The sequence below is a fragment of the Aquimarina rhodophyticola genome, assembly GCF_042434915.1.
Lineage (GTDB): Bacteria > Bacteroidota > Bacteroidia > Flavobacteriales > Flavobacteriaceae > Aquimarina.
Genome location: NZ_CP170198.1, coordinates 1,801,211 through 1,822,500, shown reverse-complemented (window position 1 = coordinate 1,822,500; position 21,290 = coordinate 1,801,211). Strand labels below are relative to the sequence as shown.

The following is a 21,290-nucleotide window of genomic DNA, read 5'->3' as shown; positions in this document are numbered from 1 at the left end:
TCCCAATGGTGTCATCATTGCAAAAATAGAGAGTAAAATAAAAATCACTGGACGTTTAATTTCTGTTTTTAAGAGAAATGTAGTTAAAATCATTGCAATCGGAATTTTATGGACAATAATTCCCAAGATTATCCCTTCACTATGATGAATAGGAAAACCTTCTAGCAATGCATGAATTCCCAAACTTATAAAAAGCAGTATGGGAACTTTATGTGTTTTATTATCTAAATGAAGATGTCCATGTTCTGCACCTCTTGAAAAATATTCTAGAATCTTTTGAAATAAAATACCAATCATGATCCACACTCCGATGGATTTAGAATTTTCGTGATCTTCAAAAACTTCAGGAAGTAAATTGAATACAGTTATTGCTAACAGAAAAGCACCACTAAACGCTAATAGTAGTTTTAAGTTTTTCTGATTGTTTGGTTTAAATATATAGACGATTAAGAAACCAATAAGTACAGCAAGTATGGAAGGAAGATAGTGATACACTATTTAAAAATTAAAATAAGTCTAGGTGAATGATTCTTATGATATTTATTTAATGCATAATCTCCAAAGGTATCTAATAAGTGAATATCAGCTCTTTCAAATAATTCTTTGAAATTATCAAGTGTTATCGCTTTGACGCGCTCTGTATAAAAATATTCTTCTCCCTGGTCAGAGAAGCGTATCTCCTTAAAAATATGCCCGTCTTTATAATAGCGTTTTAAATCAAATGAAATAGTATCTACAACTTTGGTTTCTTCTGCTATTAGATTATTGAGTACGTAAGGTGTATTTAGAAAATCTATACAAGCTATTCCGTTTTCGTTAAGATCAGCTTTAATCGCTTTTAAAGTATTTAGATTATCTTCTTCATTATCAAAATACCCAAAGCTTGTAAATAAATTAAAAACTGCATCGAATTTATTACCATAAGGCTTACACATATCATGTACTTCAAAATGAAGTGTTTCATTACTAAACTGCTGGGCATGTATTATACTCTCAGGGGATAAATCTACACCAGTAACCTCAAGCCCTAATGAATTTAAATAAATACTATGTCTACCCTTACCACAAGCAAGGTCAAGTACTTTTTCTCCAGCACTTAAATTAAGATAATGTGTGAGTTTATCCATAAAGCTTTGTGCTTCAGCATGATCACGATCTTTGTATAAAATATGATAATAGGGTGTGTCAAACCATGACGCATACCACTTTGTAGAATCTTTTAGCATAGAGGGCAAAATTAATGTATTTTTGCAATTTATAACTAGAGAATAACAATATAGTGAGCAATTCGTATAAAATGACAGCCAAAACTTTTTTTGGTTTTGAAGAATTATTGGCAAAAGAGTTAAGAGATCTCGGAGCAGAACGTGTGAAGACAGGAAATAGGGTAGTTAGCTTTTATGGTGATTTGGGTTTTATGTACAAAGCAAATCTCTGTTTACGAACTGCATTAAAAATACTAAAACCAATTGGTGATAAGAGAATTCAAAATGAAAAGGATTTATATAATTTTGTAAGATCCCTTACTTGGGAGAATTATATGGATGCAAATGATACTTTCGCAATATATGCAACAGTTCACTCCACTAAATTTAAACATTCTCAATTTGTTTCGCTTAAAGCTAAAGATGCTATTGTAGATAAATTTAGAGAAGAATCAGGGGAACGTCCCAATGTTGATACAGAGTATCCTGATTTGACAATTAATATTCATATTCAGGAAAATATGTGTACAGTTTCTTTGGATAGTTCTGGTGGATCATTACACCATCGAGGTTATAGAACAGTAACTAATATAGCACCAATAAATGAAGTCTTGGCCGCTGGTGTATTATTGCATTCTGGTTGGAGAGGTCAATGTGATTTTATGGATCCAATGTGTGGTAGTGGGACGTTGGCTATAGAAGCTGCTATGATCGCTTGTAATATTCCTGCGAATTTGAATCGAAAAGAGTTTGCCTTTGAAAAGTGGTTAGATTGGGATATGGATCTTTTTGAAAAAATAGAGGCTGCATCTCTTAAAAAAGTTAGAGATTTTACGTTTAAAATCTTTGCATCAGATAAAGCACCTTCTGCCGTACGTAAAACGAAAGAAAATGTAATTAACGCAAATCTTTCTGATTTTATAACTGTTAAAGAAGATGATTTTTTTGAAAGTTCAAAACCTACTGAAGGCTCATTACACATGGTTTTTAACCCTCCTTATGGGGAGCGTTTACAACAGTTAAATATAGAAGAATTTTATGCCCAGATTGGCGATACTTTAAAAAAGGGGTATCCGGGAACAAATGCATGGTTTATAACATCCAATTTGGAAGGATTAAAATATGTAGGTCTTAGGCCTTCTAGAAAAATTAAAGTATTTAATGGTAAGCTCGAAGGTAGGTTGGTCAAATATGAAATGTATGAAGGTAGTAAAAAGGCAAAGTTCAATCTAGAAAAGTAAAAAACGCTGTGATATAATTGGCTCCAAATTTTAATAAAAAAGTTGCTTAAGTAAGTATACTACTATCAAGATATAGATTTTATTTCTTAAATGATTCTCTATGATTTAAAATTTAAAGCTTATGCTCTCTTGAATTTTATAGTAGTAGGTACCCCCAAAAGTTTCAAACATTTTGGGGATATCTAATTATAGAGGTTTTTATTTACAAAGATTTAAAATTATATTGGAAATAGTATTAATCAATGATGGTAACTAAATCGTCTTTACTTTTTCTAACTTTAACCAAATTAACCAACCAGTCATTCTCTTCATCACGGTATCCAAGCGGTAACATAACACAACTACGTAACCCTTTTTCTCTTAAATTTAAAATTTCATCCACGGCAGTAGGATCAAAACCTTCTAACGGAGTGCTATCAACTTCTTCAAAAGCAGCAGCGGCTATTGATTGAGAAAAAGCAATATATGCTTGTTTAGCAGCATGATTAAAATTCACTTCAGCATCTTTTTGAGGATAACTGTCAAGTAACATTTTTCGATAATTTTCCCATCCTTCGTTTTTAAAACCGCGAACTTCATTGGTTAAATCAAACATCTTATTTATACGATCAGCTGTATAGGTATCCCAAGCAGCAAATACTAGTAAATGTGAGCAATCAGTAATTACCGACTGATTCCATGCTACGGGTTTAATTTTCTCTTTAATCTCTTGATTAGTAATAACTAAAATTTCAAAAGGTTGTAATCCGCTAGAGGTTGGAGCGAGCGAAGCAGCCTCTATAATATTATCAATTTTAGCTTGAGGTACTTTTTTACCGTTCATGGCTTTGGCAGCATAACGCCATTGTAATTTATCTAATAATTCCATACAAAGTCTTTTGCCGCGAAGGTACTATATCAATAAGAAAATTAAAATTGATATAGGCTAAGAAATTAACTTGCCTATTTACTTTTATAGTGGTATAAAGTTTATAAGCTGGTTTCCGTTTCTAAAAAAGTATACTTATATCCGTAGGATTAAATAAGATTTATAAGTATAGACAGTGATAAGTACAGGGATAAAAAAATCCTGTTTGATTACCTAATCAAACAGGATTGTGTCTTTAGTTATTTTGAATGATTTGTAATCAAGCTTTAGGATCCAAAATTATGTCGATACGTTCAACAATATCCTGTAAATGATATTTAGTCATCGTATCAGATAATCTTGAGATTGCATTACGCGCATCGCGACGTAGTGTATTTAACTCGGCGCGTACGACAGCACGAATATCACTTTGTGAGGCATTGACATCTGTACGAACTACCCAACGTCTTACATTTTCAGGAATTTTGGGTTGCTCTTTAGTCATAAGAAACTGTAAACGATCAATATAAGCTCGTTGTAGATTACGACGATAAACGTCAGTTTTCTTACCCGATCGTAGTTCGGACCAAAGTCCAGTACGCAATTCACGCATCATATCAAGTAATGTGTACGCATCCTTTGTATTGAGTGCTTCATTCTCAATTAAACGCGCCATCCTCCCATGATCTAAAAGGTTATCTAGGGTACGCACTTGAAATCTGCGAATACGTTCTATAGTACCTGCAGATTCTATTTTATCGAATATACTTTTTTCTAATAACCAAGTAGGGGTGTTAAAAAGTTGATCATTTAAGAATGCCATAGCACGTTTTTGTTTTGTTTTGGCTACATGTGTGTATACAGCACCTTTTTGATCATATGTTTTATAATATTCATACACACCACCAATATTACTAGTTACATGCCCCATATAACGATTAAACTGACCTAAAACTTGTTCGTACATGGTTTTAAGATCTTCATAATTCTTACCATCCTCGGCAGTCCAAGTAATTAGATTTGGCACAATACGTTGTAAATTTTTGATACCATACATACTTGCTTTTACTGCATCATCTCCGAGATCTTCGGTTTGAGAACTAGGATCAATTACACCGCGTTGTTGTTTCCCAAAACGATACATAGGGTCATTTTGGTGTTCTAAGATCCAACTATCAAGTGTTTTCTTTTCATCTTCTGCTGTTTTATCCAAAATAGGTTTATACCCCCATTGTATTGCATATTTATCGTACACGCCAATATTGGGCATTAAAGCTACATCACCATCGCCTGGCTGTGCTACGTAATTAAAGCGAGCATAGTCCATAATTGATGGTGCTGTTCCATATTTTTTAGTAAATGCAGGACTTCTTAAAGAATCTACGGGGTATGCCACACTACTTCCCATGTTATGAGGCAACCCTAGTGTATGTCCTACTTCGTGAGAAGAAACAAACCGGATCAAGCGTCCCATAACTTCATCTTTAAAAGCAACTCCTTGAGCATTTGGGTTAATTGCAGCGGTTTGGACAAAAAACCAGTTACGCAATAATGACATTACATTATGATACCAATTGATATCACTTTCTAATATTTCGCCAGATCTAGGATCACTTACGTGTGGTCCATTAGCATTAGGAATAGGAGAGGCCAAATAGCGCACTACCGAGTAGCGTACATCTTCTGGACTCCAGTCTGGATCTTCTTCAAGACTAGGAGGATCTTTGGCAATTATTGCATCTTTAAAACCAGCCGCTTCAAAAGCTATTTGCCAGTCTTCAATACCATCCTTTATATATTGTCTCCATTTTTGAGGCGTCGCACGATCAATATAATATACGATCTGTTTTTTAGGCACCACAAGTTCACCTCGTTCAAATTTTTCTTTATCTTCATCTCGTACTTCTAGTCTCCAACGGTCTAAGTAGCGTACAGTTTCACTTTTTTGTGTTTCTAAACCGTAATCTACTTGCCCTCTAGCGAACCAACCTACACGTTGATCAAAATACCTTCTTTTCATAGGAGTTTTTGGCAATAAAATCATCGAATTGCTCATCTCCAATGAAATGGATCCCGTACTGGTGTTAGAAGGAGGTGCTGCAGCATTGTAAGTTTTTACATGGCGCGCTTCTATATTAAGAGGATAGCTACGTAGGGTGTCGATATACGAACGGCTATCATCAAGTTTAGAAATTTTATATTGTTTACGGCGTCTGTCAGGAAAACCTAAAGCTTTGACATCTTTCTTAAACAAATTGGTTACCTCGATTACAGTAGAGGTGGAACCCTGTACACTATCTTTGTTAAAAGCTTTTATTGGGAAGGCATATAGAACGGGCTCAAAATTGGAGTTTTCAACCGCTTCATGTATCGGTAACGAATCTGCTGCTACGATTTGATGCGAAACGACACGTAAAAGAATTTGTTTGTTTTTGCGTTGCCATCTAAGCACTTGGGTATTTTGCTTTCCACCACCAAACCCAATTCCAGTAGCAGTCTTTGCAATTCTTGTAACCATCAACATTTCACGATTGAGTAAGGAATCAGGAATCTCGTAATAGTATTTACTATCAATATTATGAATAGTAAAGAGTCCAGGATCACTAATTGCTTTGTCTGTAATTACCTTATTATAAGGCTTTATAGCATCCTTGTCGGTTGCTTTGGGTTTACTAGTCTCTGATGCTGCTGTTTTACCTTTTTTTGAGGAAAGTACAGAACATCCACCAAAGGATAGAATGACTACTGTATATAACAATAGTCCATACGTTTTTTTAATCATCTAAGGGAGTTTTTATCATTTTTGAAGGCACTAAAATACCAAAAAACGTCGGTTTCTAGAATATTGAAATCTTAAATTTGAAGTCTAGACATAGTTAATTGTGGGTGGAACGAACATTTTTTTCTTTGATACGCTTATAATAAGTTGTGTGTAAGAGTGTATTTGGTTTTAAATAGATAAGATAATTTTTGAAATCTAAAATAGCATTGAAGCGTTTGAGTAATGCATTTCCTAGGTAATCATTATTTATTGTATTTTCTGTATCAATAGTGCTTATCGAAATTGGAATTTGGTAAGTAGCAAGGTTCCCGATTTTTAATTCTGGAAGTAAATATTCGTTCGTCTTTTTACGAATACCAATACTTCCTGAAGCGGTACCGTCTCCTGTTTTAATCAAAGAATTTTCCAAAGTATTGTTGATATCAAAAAACTGACTTAGTAAGATACTGTAATTGTAGCCAGTATCAAATTCTATCCAACCTTTGCTAATTTTATCATTATCAGTAAGAGTACAATAGATATAAGGTAAACCTCCAATCATTTTGGTTTCAATTTTTTGATAGCCTAACGGAATATTCTTCAGTTGATTATGGATTATAAGAAACTTTTTGTCATAATCAAGTTCGATAATTTTTCTTTCGAAAGCATTCCATCCTAATACTGCGTCAAATAGCTTATTTTTATAGTCTACCGAAATAAAGGGAACGCTATCCCATTTAAGATTGCCAATTTCTATGGTATTGTTAGAACTTGTAGATACAGTTTTACTGCCATCAAAACCAATATTTTGCGTTGTTCCGTTTACTTGCATCTTTACCTTATCTCCTATTAAATCTTTGGTGATAACCATTGCATTTGCTCCTGTGTCAAATATAAAATTAAGAGTGTCCGATTGATTGATCTTTCCTTTGAGATAAATTCTGTTATCAGGTCCAATGGTAAAAGATAGCGTATCGCTGGTTTGGATAGAACGGTTATCAAGATATTTATAACTTATTATTTTTTTAGGAGGAATAGAAGGTTCTTTATTTGTATCCGTACTAATTCTTGTGTATGCTTTTTCATTTTCTGGAAGCAAAACAATGAAATCATAGGTTTTGTTTGATTGAAGTTTTAATGAAAGCGTATCGATGTCAGAAATAAAACTAAGATGCAGTACTCCCTCAAATGAGTTAGTGACAAATTCGTCCCACATGACGTTTTGATCAGCTCTCCAAATTTCGGTAGTGAGAATATCTCCTTCTTTGATATTTAAAATTGGAGAATTTGCTCTGAGTACGGGGAGTTTTTGTTGAGCAGCTATATGAAAAGTGATTGATGTAAAAAATATCAAATAATGTAGTTTCATAGTTTTTCTTGTTCAATTAAAATTTTGATTAATTCTCTATCAATACCTTTAGCATTCATATAGAGCTGGGTGGTGTTTTTGCTAATTAACTTAAGTTGATTGAGAAGTTCTTGATGAGTATTGAGGTTCATACCTTGTAATGATTCTCGAACCGAATACTGTTCTTCTTTATCTAGAAAAACACAAATTTCTTTACCTTTCTTTGTTAAGGTAAGTTCGTAGTTACGTTTGTCACTAACATTCTGTTCTCTAGCTATATATCCTTTTAGTATTAATTTTTTAACTGCTTTGGCTGTGGTAGTTTTGTCTACCACCAATAGCTTTGACAGTTGCTGTTGGGTAATAGTAGGGTTTTCTTTTATTCGAAGTAAAAATTGGTATTGACCTTTTTCCAGATCAATAGATTTCATCAAAATATCCGAAAAAGAGTTTAACGCCCTATAAATCTTTCCAATTTCTCTTAAAATCTCTTTACCCATAGACTATATAATTAGCAGTAAAGATAGTATTATTAGTTGAAAGTTCAACTAATAATTATTTTCAATTTTGACTAGTAGGGTTACAGGTGATCATAATCATCTGTACAGAGTATATAATGTTTTAAGCATTGTAGGAGCTGGTTGAGGCTTTCTGTAGTACAAAATTATCTAAAGATGATCGGGGAGGATATTAGCTCAATAGCTATGTAAAGGGTCATTCAAGCTGTTATCCTAAATTTTGTAAATAAATGGTAAAAGACTTTGAAGCGTTTGTTTCAGGGGGAAAAGCTTAAAAATTATTTAGAACAAAGTGACTAAATATTTTCCAACTCATCTAATTCTTGTTGGTAATCATACTGTAGATCTTCATGTAATGTTTCAATCTTTTTTTGAATAGAGAAAAGTTCGCGACGATATAAGTTTAGCAACGTACTATTTCTTTTGATTGAAGGTGAAAATTCGTAAAGTTGTTCGCAGAAATAGAGTAATAGTTCGACTTCAGTTTCTTTGTTTTTGGAATATCGAATATATTTTTTTACCATTCGTAATATTTTGCGGACACTTTTCTTAATGAAATAGAAGGTTTTTGTATTAATTTCTAAAAATTGATTAGAAATCTCTTGTTTTACACTTTCAATAAATCCAGGTTCATCCTGCACCTCTAGTAAAAGATAGGTAAGAAGTTCTTTGTTTTCTTTCTTAAATTTTGATAGACGTAGGCAAAGCTCTATGAGTTCGCTATGCGAACGTTCTTTTAATTCTGTCTTTAGAGTTTTAACCGTAACTGCTTTCATAAACTTAGGATATTTATATTTTCTTCAGATTTATATAAAAGTTCTTATCAACAGTCCAGTTTTTATCTATATTATCTACGGTTTGCCAGTTAGCTTGAGGGTGTATCCATTCAACGTTATCACCAGTAATAATTCGTATCGGCATATCAAAATCCTTTACTATATTAGTATAACGATATCGTAACGTATCTTTATCAATCATCTCACATTCAACAATTGGAATTCTGGTATCTCTGAGATATTGATTAAAGAAAGCAGAAAGATCAATTGCTGTATGGTTGCTTAAAAATGATTCAATCTGTTGTGTGGTAACGGTTTGATGATAGAATTCTTTGTTGAGACCTCTTAAAATTTTGCGCCATTTATCATCGTTATCTACTAATTGTCTCAGTGTATGTAACATATTTGAACCTTTGAAATACATATCACTAGATCCTTCTTGATTTACATGATACGTACCAATTATGGGCGAATCATTTTGTATTCTTTTTCGCGTTCCGATGACATAGGCTGAAGCTGCTTCTTTACCGTAATAAAAATCTAGAAATAGGCTCTCAGAATATGCGGTAAAACTTTCATGAATCCACATATCTGCCGCATCTTTATGCGTAATATTATTAGCAAACCATTCATGTCCTGATTCATGAATTATAATAAAATCAAATTTAAGCCCCCATCCTGTTTCAGATAAATCCTTACCTAAATATCCATTTTTATATTGATTGCCATAGGTTACCGAACTTTGGTGTTCCATGCCCAGATAGGGGACTTCCACAAGTTTAAAACTGTCTTCATAAAAAGGGTAGGGACCAAACCAATATTCAAAGGCTTTCATCATTTTGGGGGCATCGGTAAACTGCTTCTTTGCCTTTTCCAAATGATCTCTTAATACATAATAATTCATAGTTAGAGGACCTTTTTCACCTTGGTAGGTTTCGCCAAATTGTATATAATCTCCAATGTTTATGTTTACTCCATAGTTGTTAATAGGGTTGCTTACAAACCAATGATAGGTTTTGGTAGTAGTGTTGGAGGTAACTTTGCGTAGTCGACCATTAGAAACATTCATAAGGTCTTTGGGTACTGTTACATTGATAGCCATACTATCTACCTCGTCATACATATGATCCTTATTAGGCCACCAAATACTTGCACCCAGCCCTTGACAAGAAGAGGCTATAAATGGTTTTCCGTTACTGTCGGTTTTCCAAGAAATCCCTCCATCCCAAGGAGCGTTCACTGCTTCACGAGGATAACCGCTATAAAATACTTGAACGCTCTCTATGCTATCTACAGATTGTTTCTTTTGCAATGAAACAAAATGTGCATTTTTTTCACTCCGTACTGAGAGTACAACACCATTCTGAATTACGCTATCTATACGCAGCGGCGGTTGTAAATCTACCTGTAGTGTTTTCTTTGATTTCAAAACCTTATAATGTATTGTAGTAGATCCAGTAATATATTTTCTTTTGGGAACTACTTCTATATCGAGGTTGTAGTAGGTTAGATCCCACCAGCTTCGCTCTGGTGTTATACTGCCCCTAAGGGTGTCTTGGCGTGTAAATGTTTTTTGCGCTAGTCCTTTGTAAAAGCAAACTGAAACGAAAAGTATAAATAAAAATCTAATCATGGTAGTATAATTTGTCAAACCGCATTGCAAAGGTATGTAGAAGCGTGTGTCTTTTTCATAAAATATTGGGTGCAATTAATAATTTGTTGGTTATAAACATGGCTTTCTCTCTGTTTGATTCTTTATAATTAAACCATATGTGATCAATACGGTTACTATTAAGTTATGATTATATATAGTTAGTAAAGCATGTCGATACTCAAATAATATCAAAACATTTTGGACATGGATAATGTTAAGATCAAAAATAATTTATAAGTACCATGCTCAAAACCGTGATCTAATTTTTGAAAATGGTATCAACAATTTAGATAAAATTTAAAATACCTGCTCTTATTTCAAAAGAGTATAATGTTCACTAGCAGTTTTTGCCTAGTAACTTGATTTTCATGTATAAACCTAGGCTTGACTAAGCCTTTATAAGGAGTCAGGAAGTTGCTCGTGCAACTATGATTTGAAAATTTTACATTAATTTAAGAACAATTTACTAATGCTTCTCAGTTTTGAAAATACCAGAAGGGAAAACAACTGGACTTTCCAAGCCATCCTGTCCAACAGAGGCAACACCAAAAAAGTAATTATCGATAACAATACCATTTAAAGTAAACTGGTCAACATCACCAACAAATCGACTGTGATCCCAAGTAGGGGAGGTGGTTGCTCTCCAATATATTTTGTATCCTTTAATTCCAGTATGATTCACTTTTTTCCATTTAAGTTGCGCAGATGGTTCTACGATACCTCCAATTGCTACTTCTTTTGGGGCAGGAGGAGCAGAGGCAATGCTTGCCATCGCAATCGCATTTACTGCAGTAAGCTTAGCAGCATAATCAAAATTTACATGTTCGACTACATCCCCATATTTGATACCATTTTCCTCTCGTAAATCTTGATGCTGTTGTGTGTAATTTTCATGTGCTTCCATTATTCTTATACCAGCAAACCCCACATCATTAAAAGGCCTATGGTGACCACCGCGACCAAAACGATCTAAGCGATAGATCATCATAGGATTCATTTCGGGCATATATGTTTTTACAGTTTTATGGATATATCTGGCTAACTGTCTTGATACTCCGTCAACTTCACCACCATAAAAACGGCGTCCATTACGTTGTTTTTCAGTTTCAGTAGGTGGCACAGGTTCTGAAAATATTCTAAAAGTTCTATTATCAATAACACCATCGACACCTTTAATATTTCCGATCATATCATTATTAAGCACACCCACAAGATTCCATTTTTTTTCTTGCGCATATTCAGCAAGTCCTTTACCTCCAAAGAGTCCTTGTTCTTCACCCGATAATCCAGCGTAAATTATACTACTTGCAAATTTATGTTTTGATAATACACGAGCAGCCTCTAAGGCACCTGCCATACCACTAGCATTATCATTTGCTCCCGGAGAATCAGAGGTGAAATCTGTTGGATCTGTAACACGAGAATCTATATCTCCACTCATCATTACAAAACGATTGGGATGCTGTTGACCGCGCTGAATAGCAACTACATTAACTACCCAAACATCTTTTACAATTCTAGGATTTGTCCCTTTTTTAATAAGGTTTTTTTGATAAAAAACCTCCAAACAGTTGCCGCAGTCTCGTGAAATTTTCTCAAATTCTGATTTAATCCAACGGCGCGCTGCTCCGATACCTCGAGTATCTGATACCGTATCGCTTAGAGTATGTCTAGTACCAAAGTTAGCTAATGTGTTTATGTCCTTTTCAATACGAATTGAGGATACATCATCAACAATTTCATAAATTTTTGTAGCTGTTTGAGCAACTAGTGTTGTGTTAATAAAAAAAAGGAGTACTAACTTATTTAATACGTTAAATCTCATTGTGTTGTTTTTAAATTGAAGGTGCCAATTATTTTAGGTATTATCTATATACACTACAAATAGTGTTAATGATACATTATTATGACTGTTTTCAAAGTTATAAATTATATAGTCGATCACCATATTTTTTTAAGATTTTGAACAGTTTTATAATGATGTGTTATTTTCTTAAATAATACAATCCAATTAAAGGTCCTATACTTAGTAAGGTAAATATATAGGTAATAGGTATAGTATTTGTTAAAGTGTTAATCAACTGTATACTTATGATAGTTATCCCGAAGCCAATACAGTTAACTATGGTTAGTCCAGTACCTTTTAATTGTGGAGGTGCGGTATCTGCGATCATTGTAGAAAACTGTGGGGAATCAGCAATGACCACCATACCCCAAAGACATAAAAATGTTAAAAATAGAAGGGGTGAAACTGAAAAAAGTAACGGAGAAGCTAAACAAAATAGCGCAGAAAGAGTTAAAGCAAATTTTGCTACTTTCTTATTTCCAATTTTACGAGAAATAAATCCACCTATAATGCACGAGAGTGCTCCAATTGCGATAATAATAAATGACCATAATCCAATAGGTATAGATATGCCATTATTTTGTGAATAGGTTTTGAGAATTAAAGGAATAAATGCCCAAAAAGCATAAAGTTCCCACATATGTCCAAAATATCCAATAGCCGCTTTTCTAAATCTTTTTATAGTAAAAAGTTGCGTGATTACTCCAAATTGAATGCGTAGGGCAGGAGTGCGATATGGACCATCGGGGATACAGAATAAAATTAAAAACCCTCCAATTATAGCTAATAATGAAGTACTCAACAGTACTGCTTCAACAGCATTTTCACTAGTGAACTCAAACAGTAAATGCGGTAATGCAGTACCTAATACTAGCGCTCCAACCAAAAAACCTAATGCTGTGCCTAACCCTTCTTTATAATAATCTGACGCAATTTTCATTCCTACTGGATAAATTCCGGCAAGAAAGAAACCTGTAGCAAAGCGTGCAGTAAGTAAATTAAAAACAGTAATCTGTGGAAGCAATAGTACAAGATTAGAAAAAGCACCTAGTAAAGCGCAGGTGAAAAAAACTTTTGAAGGAGAAATTCTATCCGATAAGGTAAGTAATGCAAATGTTAGTGTTCCAATAATAAAACCAAACTGAACAGAAGAGAGCACGTATCCTTCAATGTTAAAAGTAACCGAAAAATTATTAGTAAGTTCATCGATTACTGCATTTCCTGCAAACCACAAGGATGTGCAGAAAAATTGCGCGATAATAATAATGGGAAGTATGTAGAACTTTGATTTCAGTAGTTTCTGTTTTATAGAGTACAATTATACGAATTCTTTTAAAAGCTCATATACTTGATTCGTATCGTTTACATAATATTGTGCGACTGTTTTTTTAAGACCAACTTTTACTGTATGTGCGGTATTTGGTAGTTCTCTAAACATATACTCATCGGTCCAATCATCGCCAATAGCAAAAATGAAATCATATTTTTTGTCCATTAACATTTTTAACGCAGATTTGCCTTTATTGACACCACTGACTTTGATTTCTAAAACTTTATCGCCCTCAAGAATTTCTAGATTATGATTTTGTATAAGTTGTTGAATTGTAATTTTCAATTCATTGGCTCTATTTTTACCTAATTCTGGATCAACGTTTCTAAAATGCCAAGCTAATGAGTAGTTTTTTTTCTCAATTAAAGAGCCTGGTGTGCGATCGGTAAAGGATTCTAAAATTGGTGCAATAGCATCGAACCATTTGTTATCTACTCGTTCAAGAAGCTCCCAAGGGACAGTAGGTTCTTTTAACCAAACTCCATGTTCTGTAATTAATGTATAGTTTTGGTGGCCAAACCAACTATCAAAAGTATTTTTATCTCTGCCTGTAATGATTACGAGTTTGGTATTATCTTGAGCTATTATGGCATCTAGGAGTTCAAAAATTTTCTGAGTTGGTTTTGCGTTTTCAGGAAGCTTTTCAAATGGAGCAAGTGTGCCATCATAATCTATAAAAAGTATTCTATTCTCAGCACTTTTGTATTTTAGCTTTAGTCTATTTTTATTAATCGTATCAAGATGCTGCAAGGTATAGGGTTTGCTATGGTGTGTAGAACTATTTAAGGCTTCCATAAAATCGTTTGACCATTTGTTTACATTATACCGTTTTAATCGCTTTTGTAAAGCCGAATTTCGCTTTATTTGTTCTTTTTCTGGCATTTCTAGAGCTAATTTGAGCGTATCTGCAATTTCTTCAAAATTATTTGGGTTAATTAGTAAAGCTTCACTCATTTCATTAGCTGCGCCTGTCATCTCACTTAAAATTAGCACGCCTTTTTTATCGACCTTGGAGGCAATATATTCTTTGGCAACTAAATTCATTCCGTCTCGTATAGGGGTCAATAGTGCAACTTCACTTGAAGTATAAAGATCTATTAAATTTTCAAAAGGAAGCGATCTATAAAAATACCATATAGGAGTCCAGTTTATTTCGGCAAATTTCCCATTAATTCTTCCTACTAATTGATCAATCTCCTTTTTTAATTTTTGATATTGAGGAACTTTTGCTCTTGAAGGAACTGCAAGCATTACTAATCGCACCTTACCTTTAAATTCGGGATATTTTTCTAAAAAGTATTCAAATGCTCTAAGTCTTTTATCAATCCCTTTGGTATAGTCCAAACGATCAATTGATAAGATCAGTTTAGCTTGGTGATTGTCTAATAAGTGTTTGTCTAAGCCTTGTTGTATGATACTTTTATCATTTTTTTCTTTTGCATTGTGAAGTTTTGCACTGTTATGAAAAGTATCATAATCAATTCCCATAGGAAATGAGTCTACTTTAACAGTTCTATTTTCGAGGGTGATGGTGTTAAAACTGCGATCATGACCTAGTATACGTTGAACGGCACTTAAAAAATGACGTTCATAATCATAAGTATGAAAACCTATTAAATCAGCGCCCAATAGGCCTTGTAATAAAGCTTCTCTGCAAGGTATAGTTCTAAACACTTCATAGGAAGGAAAAGGGATGTGCAGAAAAAAACCAATCGCTACATCAGCTCTTTTCTCACGAATAAGATTGGGAACTAGTAATAATTGATAGTCGTGTATCCAGATTTTGTCTCCACTTTCTATTGTATCTAAAATAACATCAGCAAACTTTTGATTTACAGATTGATATGCCTCCCAGGTGTGCTTTTCAAATTCTGTGTATTCTAGAAAATAATGAAATAAAGGCCATAATGTGTTATTACTAAAACCGTAATAATAGTCATCAATCTCTTTTTTGGATAGCGATATTCCCAAACACTTATGGTTAGCTAATGTCTGGTCAATTTTTGTCTTTGTTTGAGGGTCAATATCTTCTTCATTGATTCCATTCCAACCAATCCAAAGACTATTGCTGGCTGCATGTACAGGTTTCATACCGGTTGCTAATCCACCAACACTTGGTGTACTAGTCACTTTGGTATTATCGATATGTAATTGTACGGGTAGTCTATTTGATATTATGATAGTTTTACTCATAAAATGTGGTTAAAGAAGGACTATTGTTTTTTTTATTTTTTAAATTTCGTGAATCGAGATTAAAAAAAAGACCTTTTAAAAGAACTTTAGTATTTATGGACAACTTAGATTACGGAATTATCGGTAACTGTAAAAGCGCGGCGCTCATTTCAAAAATTGGTTCTTTGGATTGGTGTTGCTTACCTAATTTTGACTCTTATTCTGTTTTTGCCAAAATTTTGGACGAGAAAATAGGAGGCAGTTTTAGTTTTGATGTGACTGGGGATTATAAAATTTCTCAAAAATACATTCATAAAACTAATATTTTGGTTACCCTTTTCAGTAATGGATCAGATGCTTTCGAATGTATTGATTTTATGCCGCGGTATAAAAACGAGGATGGTTCTTTTTATGCTCCTCCAGATATAATTAGATATATCAAAGTTATTTGTGGGAAACCAAAATTCATTCCGAAATATGATCCAAAATTGGAATATGCTTTAGGTAAAACAGAATTGAAGGTAGAGCTAGATTATATTAAAAGTATAAATAATGAAGATAAGTACGATACCTTATATCTTTATTCCAACTTTGATCTTCAGGATATTTATAATTCAAATGAAATAACGTTAAGTGATAACGGCTTTTTTGTGATTAGTTATCATGAAAAAATTCTAGAACAATCTTTGGAACGCTGCTATCTTAAATTACAGCGTACACGAGTCTATTGGCTTAATTGGAGCGAGACAACCACACAGTATAAGTATTATAATAATGAAATTTTACGAAGTGCGCTGGTTCTAAAATTGCTAAGTTATGATAAATCAGGAGCAGTTTTAGCCGCAGCTACTACTTCGTTACCAGAAACGATAGGAGAGGTGCGTAACTGGGACTATCGGTTTTGTTGGATACGGGATGCGTCAATGGTTATAAAGGTTATTTCTAATCTTGGTCATAAGCGCTTGGCACAACGATTTCTTCAATTTATTATTGATATAATTCCTGATAAAGATGAAAAGATACAAATCATGTATGGAATTAATGGAGAAAAGGATTTGACCGAAAAAACCTTAGATCATTTAAATGGATATCATAATTCTAAACCTGTGCGTATAGGCAATGCGGCTTATCATCAAAAGCAAAATGATATTTATGGAATCTTAATGGATGTTATCTATCAACAGTTTGCCGAGTTTGAATGTGATTTGGATAATAGTGAAGGGTTATGGACGATTTGTAAAAGTATTGTTCATATAGTCAATGTGAATTGGGAAAAAGCAGACAAAGGCATATGGGAATTTAGAACTGAAGAACGACATTTTACTTTTTCGAAATTATTATGTTGGGTAGCAATTGATCGCGCTATCAAAATTGGAGTATTAATAAATAAAACAAAACTAACTAAACGTTGGTCAGCACTAAGAGATCGTATTTATAACGATATTTATGAAAATGCTTGGAATGAAGAGGTCCAAGCATATACGCAATCGTATGGTACCAGTGATCTTGATGCATCAACTTTACTTATGGAGTCCTATGGTTTTATATCCCCAAAAGATCCAAGATTTATTAGTACGGTAAAAGCCACAGAACGTGAGCTTTGTAACGACGGTCTTATGTATCGCTATAAAAATAAGGATGATTTTGGATTACCTTCATCTTCTTTCACAATCTGTAGTTTTTGGTTTATCAATAGCTTGTATAAGATTGGAGAAAAAGCAAAAGCAAAAAAATTATTTGATCAGTTATTATCATATAGTAATCATCTAGGATTATTTAGTGAAGATATAGATTTTAAGAGCAAACGATTGTTAGGAAATTTTCCTCAAGCATATTCTCATCTCGCTTTGATTGAAACCGCCGCAAATTTTTCGGGAGGTTTAACCAAAGAAGAGGAAGTCATGGATGCTATTCATCATGAGTAATTGATGGCGTTTTATCGAGGTAAATTCTTGTGCGTGGAATACTTTCAGCGTGGTGTTTTTGTAGAAATAAGATCAACTTTTCTCTAACATGAACACGTAAATCCCAGGTGTCAGATGAATTTTTGGCACTCATTAGTGCACGAATTTCTACAGCCTCTTTGGTAGTATTTGTAACTTGTATATTTTGAACATTTTTATCCCATAAAGGTGTATTATCTACAATACGTTTCAATTCGGTGCGCAAAGCCTCAATATCTATATGATAATCAGTGTATATGTAAACTGTGCCTAGTAGATCAGTAGAACTGCGTGTCCAGTTCTGAAAAGAATTTTCTATGAAATAAGTCGTTGGAACAACTAGTCTCCTTTTATCCCAAATTCTAATCACGACGTATGTTAGCGTTATTTCTTCTATCGTTCCCCATTCTCCCTCAACTATAACGACATCGTCAATCCTAATTGGTTGTGTAAATGCAATTTGTATACCAGCTAGCAAGGTTCCAAGCGCTTTTTGTGCAGAAAAACCGATAATAATACCAGCTACACCAGCAGAGGTAAGCATACTTACACCAATACTTCGAATACTATCAAAACTCATTAAAGCAATGCCAATAGAAAAAAGAATTATTACAAAAATTATTATTCGTTCGAGAATATTAAATTGTGTATAAATTTTACGAGCGTGTAAGTTATTTGAAGCACTTAAATCATAGTGCCTTATTACACGATGTTTAATTGTTTTTATTGTTACAATCAACCCCCAAGTGATGGCAATAATGTAGAGTACCGTACTAATTGATTTTATATAGTCAAAATAATCTTCGGGGATATGTTGACTAACCAAACCTAATCGTACTCCAGTTGCTAAAAGAAATAAAAAAAGAGGAATTTTGATTCGTTTAGCAAAACGTACAGGAAATATTGAATTTGAATTTTTTCCTATTTTTTGTAGTAAAAATTGCAGGAGAAAAAAGATTACTAGAAGGATTATAATCCCTATCGCAATTTGCTTAGCCAATTGTAAATCCATAAAATAGTATATGTTTTTGTAAAAATACAAGTGTTAAATTGAAATTCTAAGTATATAATTATAAAACTATCCTAATATCTGCCGTATCGTTATAGGATTTTTAAATATGAGAAATAAAAAAAACCGTTTTCCATAAGAAAACGGTTTGTATCTGTTTAACACATCAAACTCATTTTTTAATTAGCTTGATATTATCAATAGTTTTGCCATCCAATACTATTGTACAGAAATAGAGTCCTTTTTTCAATAGTTTGTCGGTTGTAACCTCAAAGGTTTGGTAGCCAGCTGTTATCGGTTCATTAATTATAGAAATTGGCTTTCCAGTACTAGTGTATATGGTAATTTGTAAGTTACCTTTCTGACTGGTTGTTACTATAAATTGAGATGTGTTATCAATTGGATTTGGAGCAATTTTAATATTGGTTGTAGCGATTTTTGTCTTTTCGAGCGTAGCATTTGTCTCTAATATAAAATTTTGAGATGGACAATTCGTTGGACAGTCTGTAGACCATTCGCCTGTTCGTTTACCATTAACGGTATTGGTAACAGTAAACCAACCACTGCTAGACCTTGACAAATCTACGGTTTGATCCCCATTTCCATTCGTAAACAATACACGAATGTCTGAGGTTGACACTCCGTTAGGTACAGTAAATTTGAATTGATTCCACTGTGATCCATTAATTGAGCTCATTGCCTGTCCTGGCCAATCTTGGGTTCCAGACATGGTGGTATTGGTTGAAGCATTATATATATAGATGTTGGTATTAGTACCCCATCCATTAGGGGTATAGAAATTATAGATGATTTCGTTGGTAGAGCTATCACTATCGGGACAATCTGATGGGCATGTGTCACTCCATGTATTATTTGTGTACCACCCAGTTACCGCCTTTGATAAATCTATAGTTTGATTATTACCATCATTAAAAATTAATCGAATATCTGAGGCTTTTACATCATTACTCGGATTGATAGTAAAATCGTACCAAAGTGTGCCAGTTATGCTATTCATCGGTTGTCCTGGCCAGTCTGCGGTACCCGTTAATTTTGAATTTGTAGATGCATTATACAAATATACATTCATGGTTTCATTCCAAGACGCTGGTTTTTTATGATAAACTTTGAAAGGAGGAACTGAAGTAGTTGGTGTATTTGCACCTTTGCTCCATACCGCATAACCATTACCAGAGGTTCTTAGAGTCCAATCATTGCCATTAGGCGTCCAAGAGCCTGCTCCTAATTTCATAGCTAACGTTCCACTTTTTCCATCAATATACGCAGCATAAAGATCATTTCGAGCTTCGGCAATGCTGATAGTTGATCCAGCATGAATACGAACACTTTTGCGTATTGTAATTAAATCTTTTATCGCATTTTGAACTCCAGCACCAGTATCAAAGAAATGCGTCCAAAAAACCATTGGATTTCCTGGGTGAGTAAGTATGTATGCATATCCTTTTCTCAAATTAACTTCCCCACCTGGAAATATATAACCTTCACCACAACATTGCTGCGCAGGGCCAGTATCATGATTTTCTAAAAATGTAACAGATTTGGAAGGATTAACACCAATCATACCAGATGGTTTTCCATTCCCATCTTTTAGATAAGATAAGTTGTTGTCTCTTAAGGCATTTTGTAAGGTAACTTTTGTATTAAAGTCAAACGCTGAAGAAGATTGTTGTGTATAATTAACCCAATTATTAGTTTGTACACGACTACTTTCTAGGAGCTCTCCAACTGCAAAATAGGGATTGGTTGCATCATTGTATTGCTTATTATAAATAGGATCATACCCATGAACAAAATCATATCGCCACCCATCAAAGCCGATATCGTTTTTTAGAAAATTCATCCAGTTTATAAGTTCATTACGAACTTCGGGGTTTTTGTGATCTAAATCTCTAGCAGCGGCATACGAACCGTTGGATCCATCAATTTTTAATGAAGTACCAGGAAAATAATCGGTATTGTTACTAAAGTTCACAGGGTAATTGACGAAGTTTCTGCCCTCATCCTCTGAGGTAATAAAATACGTAGGCCATGAAGGATTCACAAAAGTTACTGCATCAGGCGAACCTACTCTATGATTAATAACGATATCACTCAATACCTTTAAACCTAAATTATGGTATTGATTGATTAAATTTTTCAATTGATCTTGCGTACCATAAGAACTGTTTAAATTATATAGTTCCCTTGGTAAATAGCCTTGAGGGGATGCCGCATCACTGGGAGGTGGCATCCAGATTATATCAATTCCAGCATTTTTGATAGTGTTTCTGTTTTGTGTAACAACATCATACCAAGTTTGTCCTGCAGGTTGATTTTGCACATTCCAATCAAACGCTTGAAAGAGCACATCCTCATCTTGAGCATTTCCAAGAAAAACAAATAACGTTGTCATAGCTATAATGACATACTGCGTAATTTTTAGATTCATATTTAAGAGTATTTGGATTATTTAATTAAGGTTATTTTTAAAAGCTCACTAGTGAATTCTTATACGAAATATTTGAGATAAAATAGTTTATCCAAATTAGCCAAGTGCGAAAATGATATTTTAGTATTAAAAATAGTATAGTATCATTATTTTATGGTTAAAATATTACGAATAGTTTAATTAAACAATTG

General features: G+C 33.7%; 15 protein-coding genes (1 of these 15 cut by a window edge). 2 read left to right on the top strand and 13 right to left on the bottom strand.

Annotated elements, in window-relative coordinates:
- A protein-coding gene (locus ACE939_RS07915; RefSeq protein WP_378188398.1) for a ZIP family metal transporter crosses the window boundary here: on the bottom strand, positions 1-495 show its 5' portion. Its footprint begins 183 nt before the window's first position; only the first 495 of its 678 coding nucleotides appear in the window; the start codon lies at positions 493-495; its stop codon lies off the left edge, out of view.
- Positions 495-1,226, bottom strand: a complete 732-nt coding sequence (locus ACE939_RS07910; protein WP_378188397.1) for an SAM-dependent methyltransferase — start codon at positions 1,224-1,226, stop codon at positions 495-497. Before ACE939_RS07910 ends, ACE939_RS07915 begins: the two co-directional genes overlap by 1 nt.
- A 71-nt stretch (positions 1,227-1,297) precedes the next feature.
- Between ACE939_RS07910 and ACE939_RS07905 the strand changes: the two genes are divergently transcribed.
- Positions 1,298-2,446: a class I SAM-dependent RNA methyltransferase gene (locus ACE939_RS07905; RefSeq protein WP_378188396.1), complete on the top strand. Its 1,149-nt coding sequence runs from the start codon at positions 1,298-1,300 to the stop codon at positions 2,444-2,446.
- 235 nt (positions 2,447-2,681) lie between these two features.
- On the opposite strand, the gene ACE939_RS07900 is transcribed toward ACE939_RS07905, so the two are convergent.
- From ACE939_RS07900 to ACE939_RS07860, 9 genes are all read right to left on the bottom strand, one after another.
- Entirely contained in the window at positions 2,682-3,314 is a 633-nt protein-coding gene (locus ACE939_RS07900; RefSeq protein WP_378188395.1) for an NAD(P)H-dependent oxidoreductase, read from the bottom strand.
- A gap of 259 nt (positions 3,315-3,573) precedes the next feature.
- Positions 3,574-6,075 (bottom strand): zinc-dependent metalloprotease, encoded by a 2,502-nt coding sequence (locus tag ACE939_RS07895; RefSeq protein ID WP_378188394.1) that lies wholly within the window; start codon positions 6,073-6,075, stop codon positions 3,574-3,576.
- Positions 6,076-6,169: 94 nt separating this feature from the next.
- A complete protein-coding gene (locus ACE939_RS07890; RefSeq protein ID WP_378188393.1) occupies positions 6,170-7,423 on the bottom strand; it encodes a retropepsin-like aspartic protease in 1,254 nt (417 codons plus the stop codon).
- Positions 7,420-7,902: a MarR family winged helix-turn-helix transcriptional regulator gene (locus ACE939_RS07885; protein ID WP_378188391.1), complete on the bottom strand. Its 483-nt coding sequence runs from the start codon at positions 7,900-7,902 to the stop codon at positions 7,420-7,422. Before ACE939_RS07885 ends, ACE939_RS07890 begins: the two co-directional genes overlap by 4 nt.
- A 314-nt stretch (positions 7,903-8,216) precedes the next feature.
- Positions 8,217-8,696 (bottom strand): hypothetical protein, encoded by a 480-nt coding sequence (locus tag ACE939_RS07880; RefSeq protein WP_378188390.1) that lies wholly within the window; start codon positions 8,694-8,696, stop codon positions 8,217-8,219.
- Positions 8,697-8,709: 13 nt separating this feature from the next.
- Complete coding sequence (locus tag ACE939_RS07875) at positions 8,710-10,329, bottom strand: M1 family metallopeptidase (RefSeq protein ID WP_378188389.1); 1,620 nt, start codon at positions 10,327-10,329, stop codon at positions 8,710-8,712.
- A gap of 487 nt (positions 10,330-10,816) precedes the next feature.
- Positions 10,817-12,175, bottom strand: coding sequence for a M28 family peptidase (locus tag ACE939_RS07870; protein WP_378188388.1), 1,359 nt, complete (start codon positions 12,173-12,175; stop codon positions 10,817-10,819).
- Between the two features lie 160 nt (positions 12,176-12,335).
- The gene (locus tag ACE939_RS07865; RefSeq protein WP_378188387.1) at positions 12,336-13,514 is read right to left on the bottom strand and encodes an MFS transporter; all 1,179 of its coding nucleotides are present in this window, start codon (positions 13,512-13,514) and stop codon (positions 12,336-12,338) included.
- Entirely contained in the window at positions 13,515-15,719 is a 2,205-nt protein-coding gene (locus tag ACE939_RS07860; protein ID WP_378188385.1) for a bifunctional alpha,alpha-trehalose-phosphate synthase (UDP-forming)/trehalose-phosphatase, read from the bottom strand.
- Between the two features lie 95 nt (positions 15,720-15,814).
- Between ACE939_RS07860 and ACE939_RS07855 the strand changes: the two genes are divergently transcribed.
- Positions 15,815-17,623 carry a glycoside hydrolase family 15 protein gene (locus ACE939_RS07855; RefSeq protein ID WP_378188384.1) on the top strand — a complete coding sequence of 603 codons (1,809 nt, stop codon included), beginning with the start codon at positions 15,815-15,817 and terminating at the stop codon, positions 17,621-17,623.
- Here ACE939_RS07855 and ACE939_RS07850 read toward each other — a convergent pair.
- Together ACE939_RS07850 and ACE939_RS07845 are read right to left on the bottom strand one after the other, a co-directional pair.
- Complete coding sequence (locus ACE939_RS07850; protein ID WP_378188383.1) at positions 17,607-18,653, bottom strand: mechanosensitive ion channel family protein; 1,047 nt, start codon at positions 18,651-18,653, stop codon at positions 17,607-17,609. The genes ACE939_RS07855 and ACE939_RS07850 overlap by 17 nt on opposite strands.
- Positions 18,654-18,822: 169 nt before the next feature.
- Positions 18,823-21,099: a starch-binding protein gene (locus ACE939_RS07845; protein ID WP_378188382.1), complete on the bottom strand. Its 2,277-nt coding sequence runs from the start codon at positions 21,097-21,099 to the stop codon at positions 18,823-18,825.
- Between the last annotated feature and the right edge of the window lie 191 nt (positions 21,100-21,290).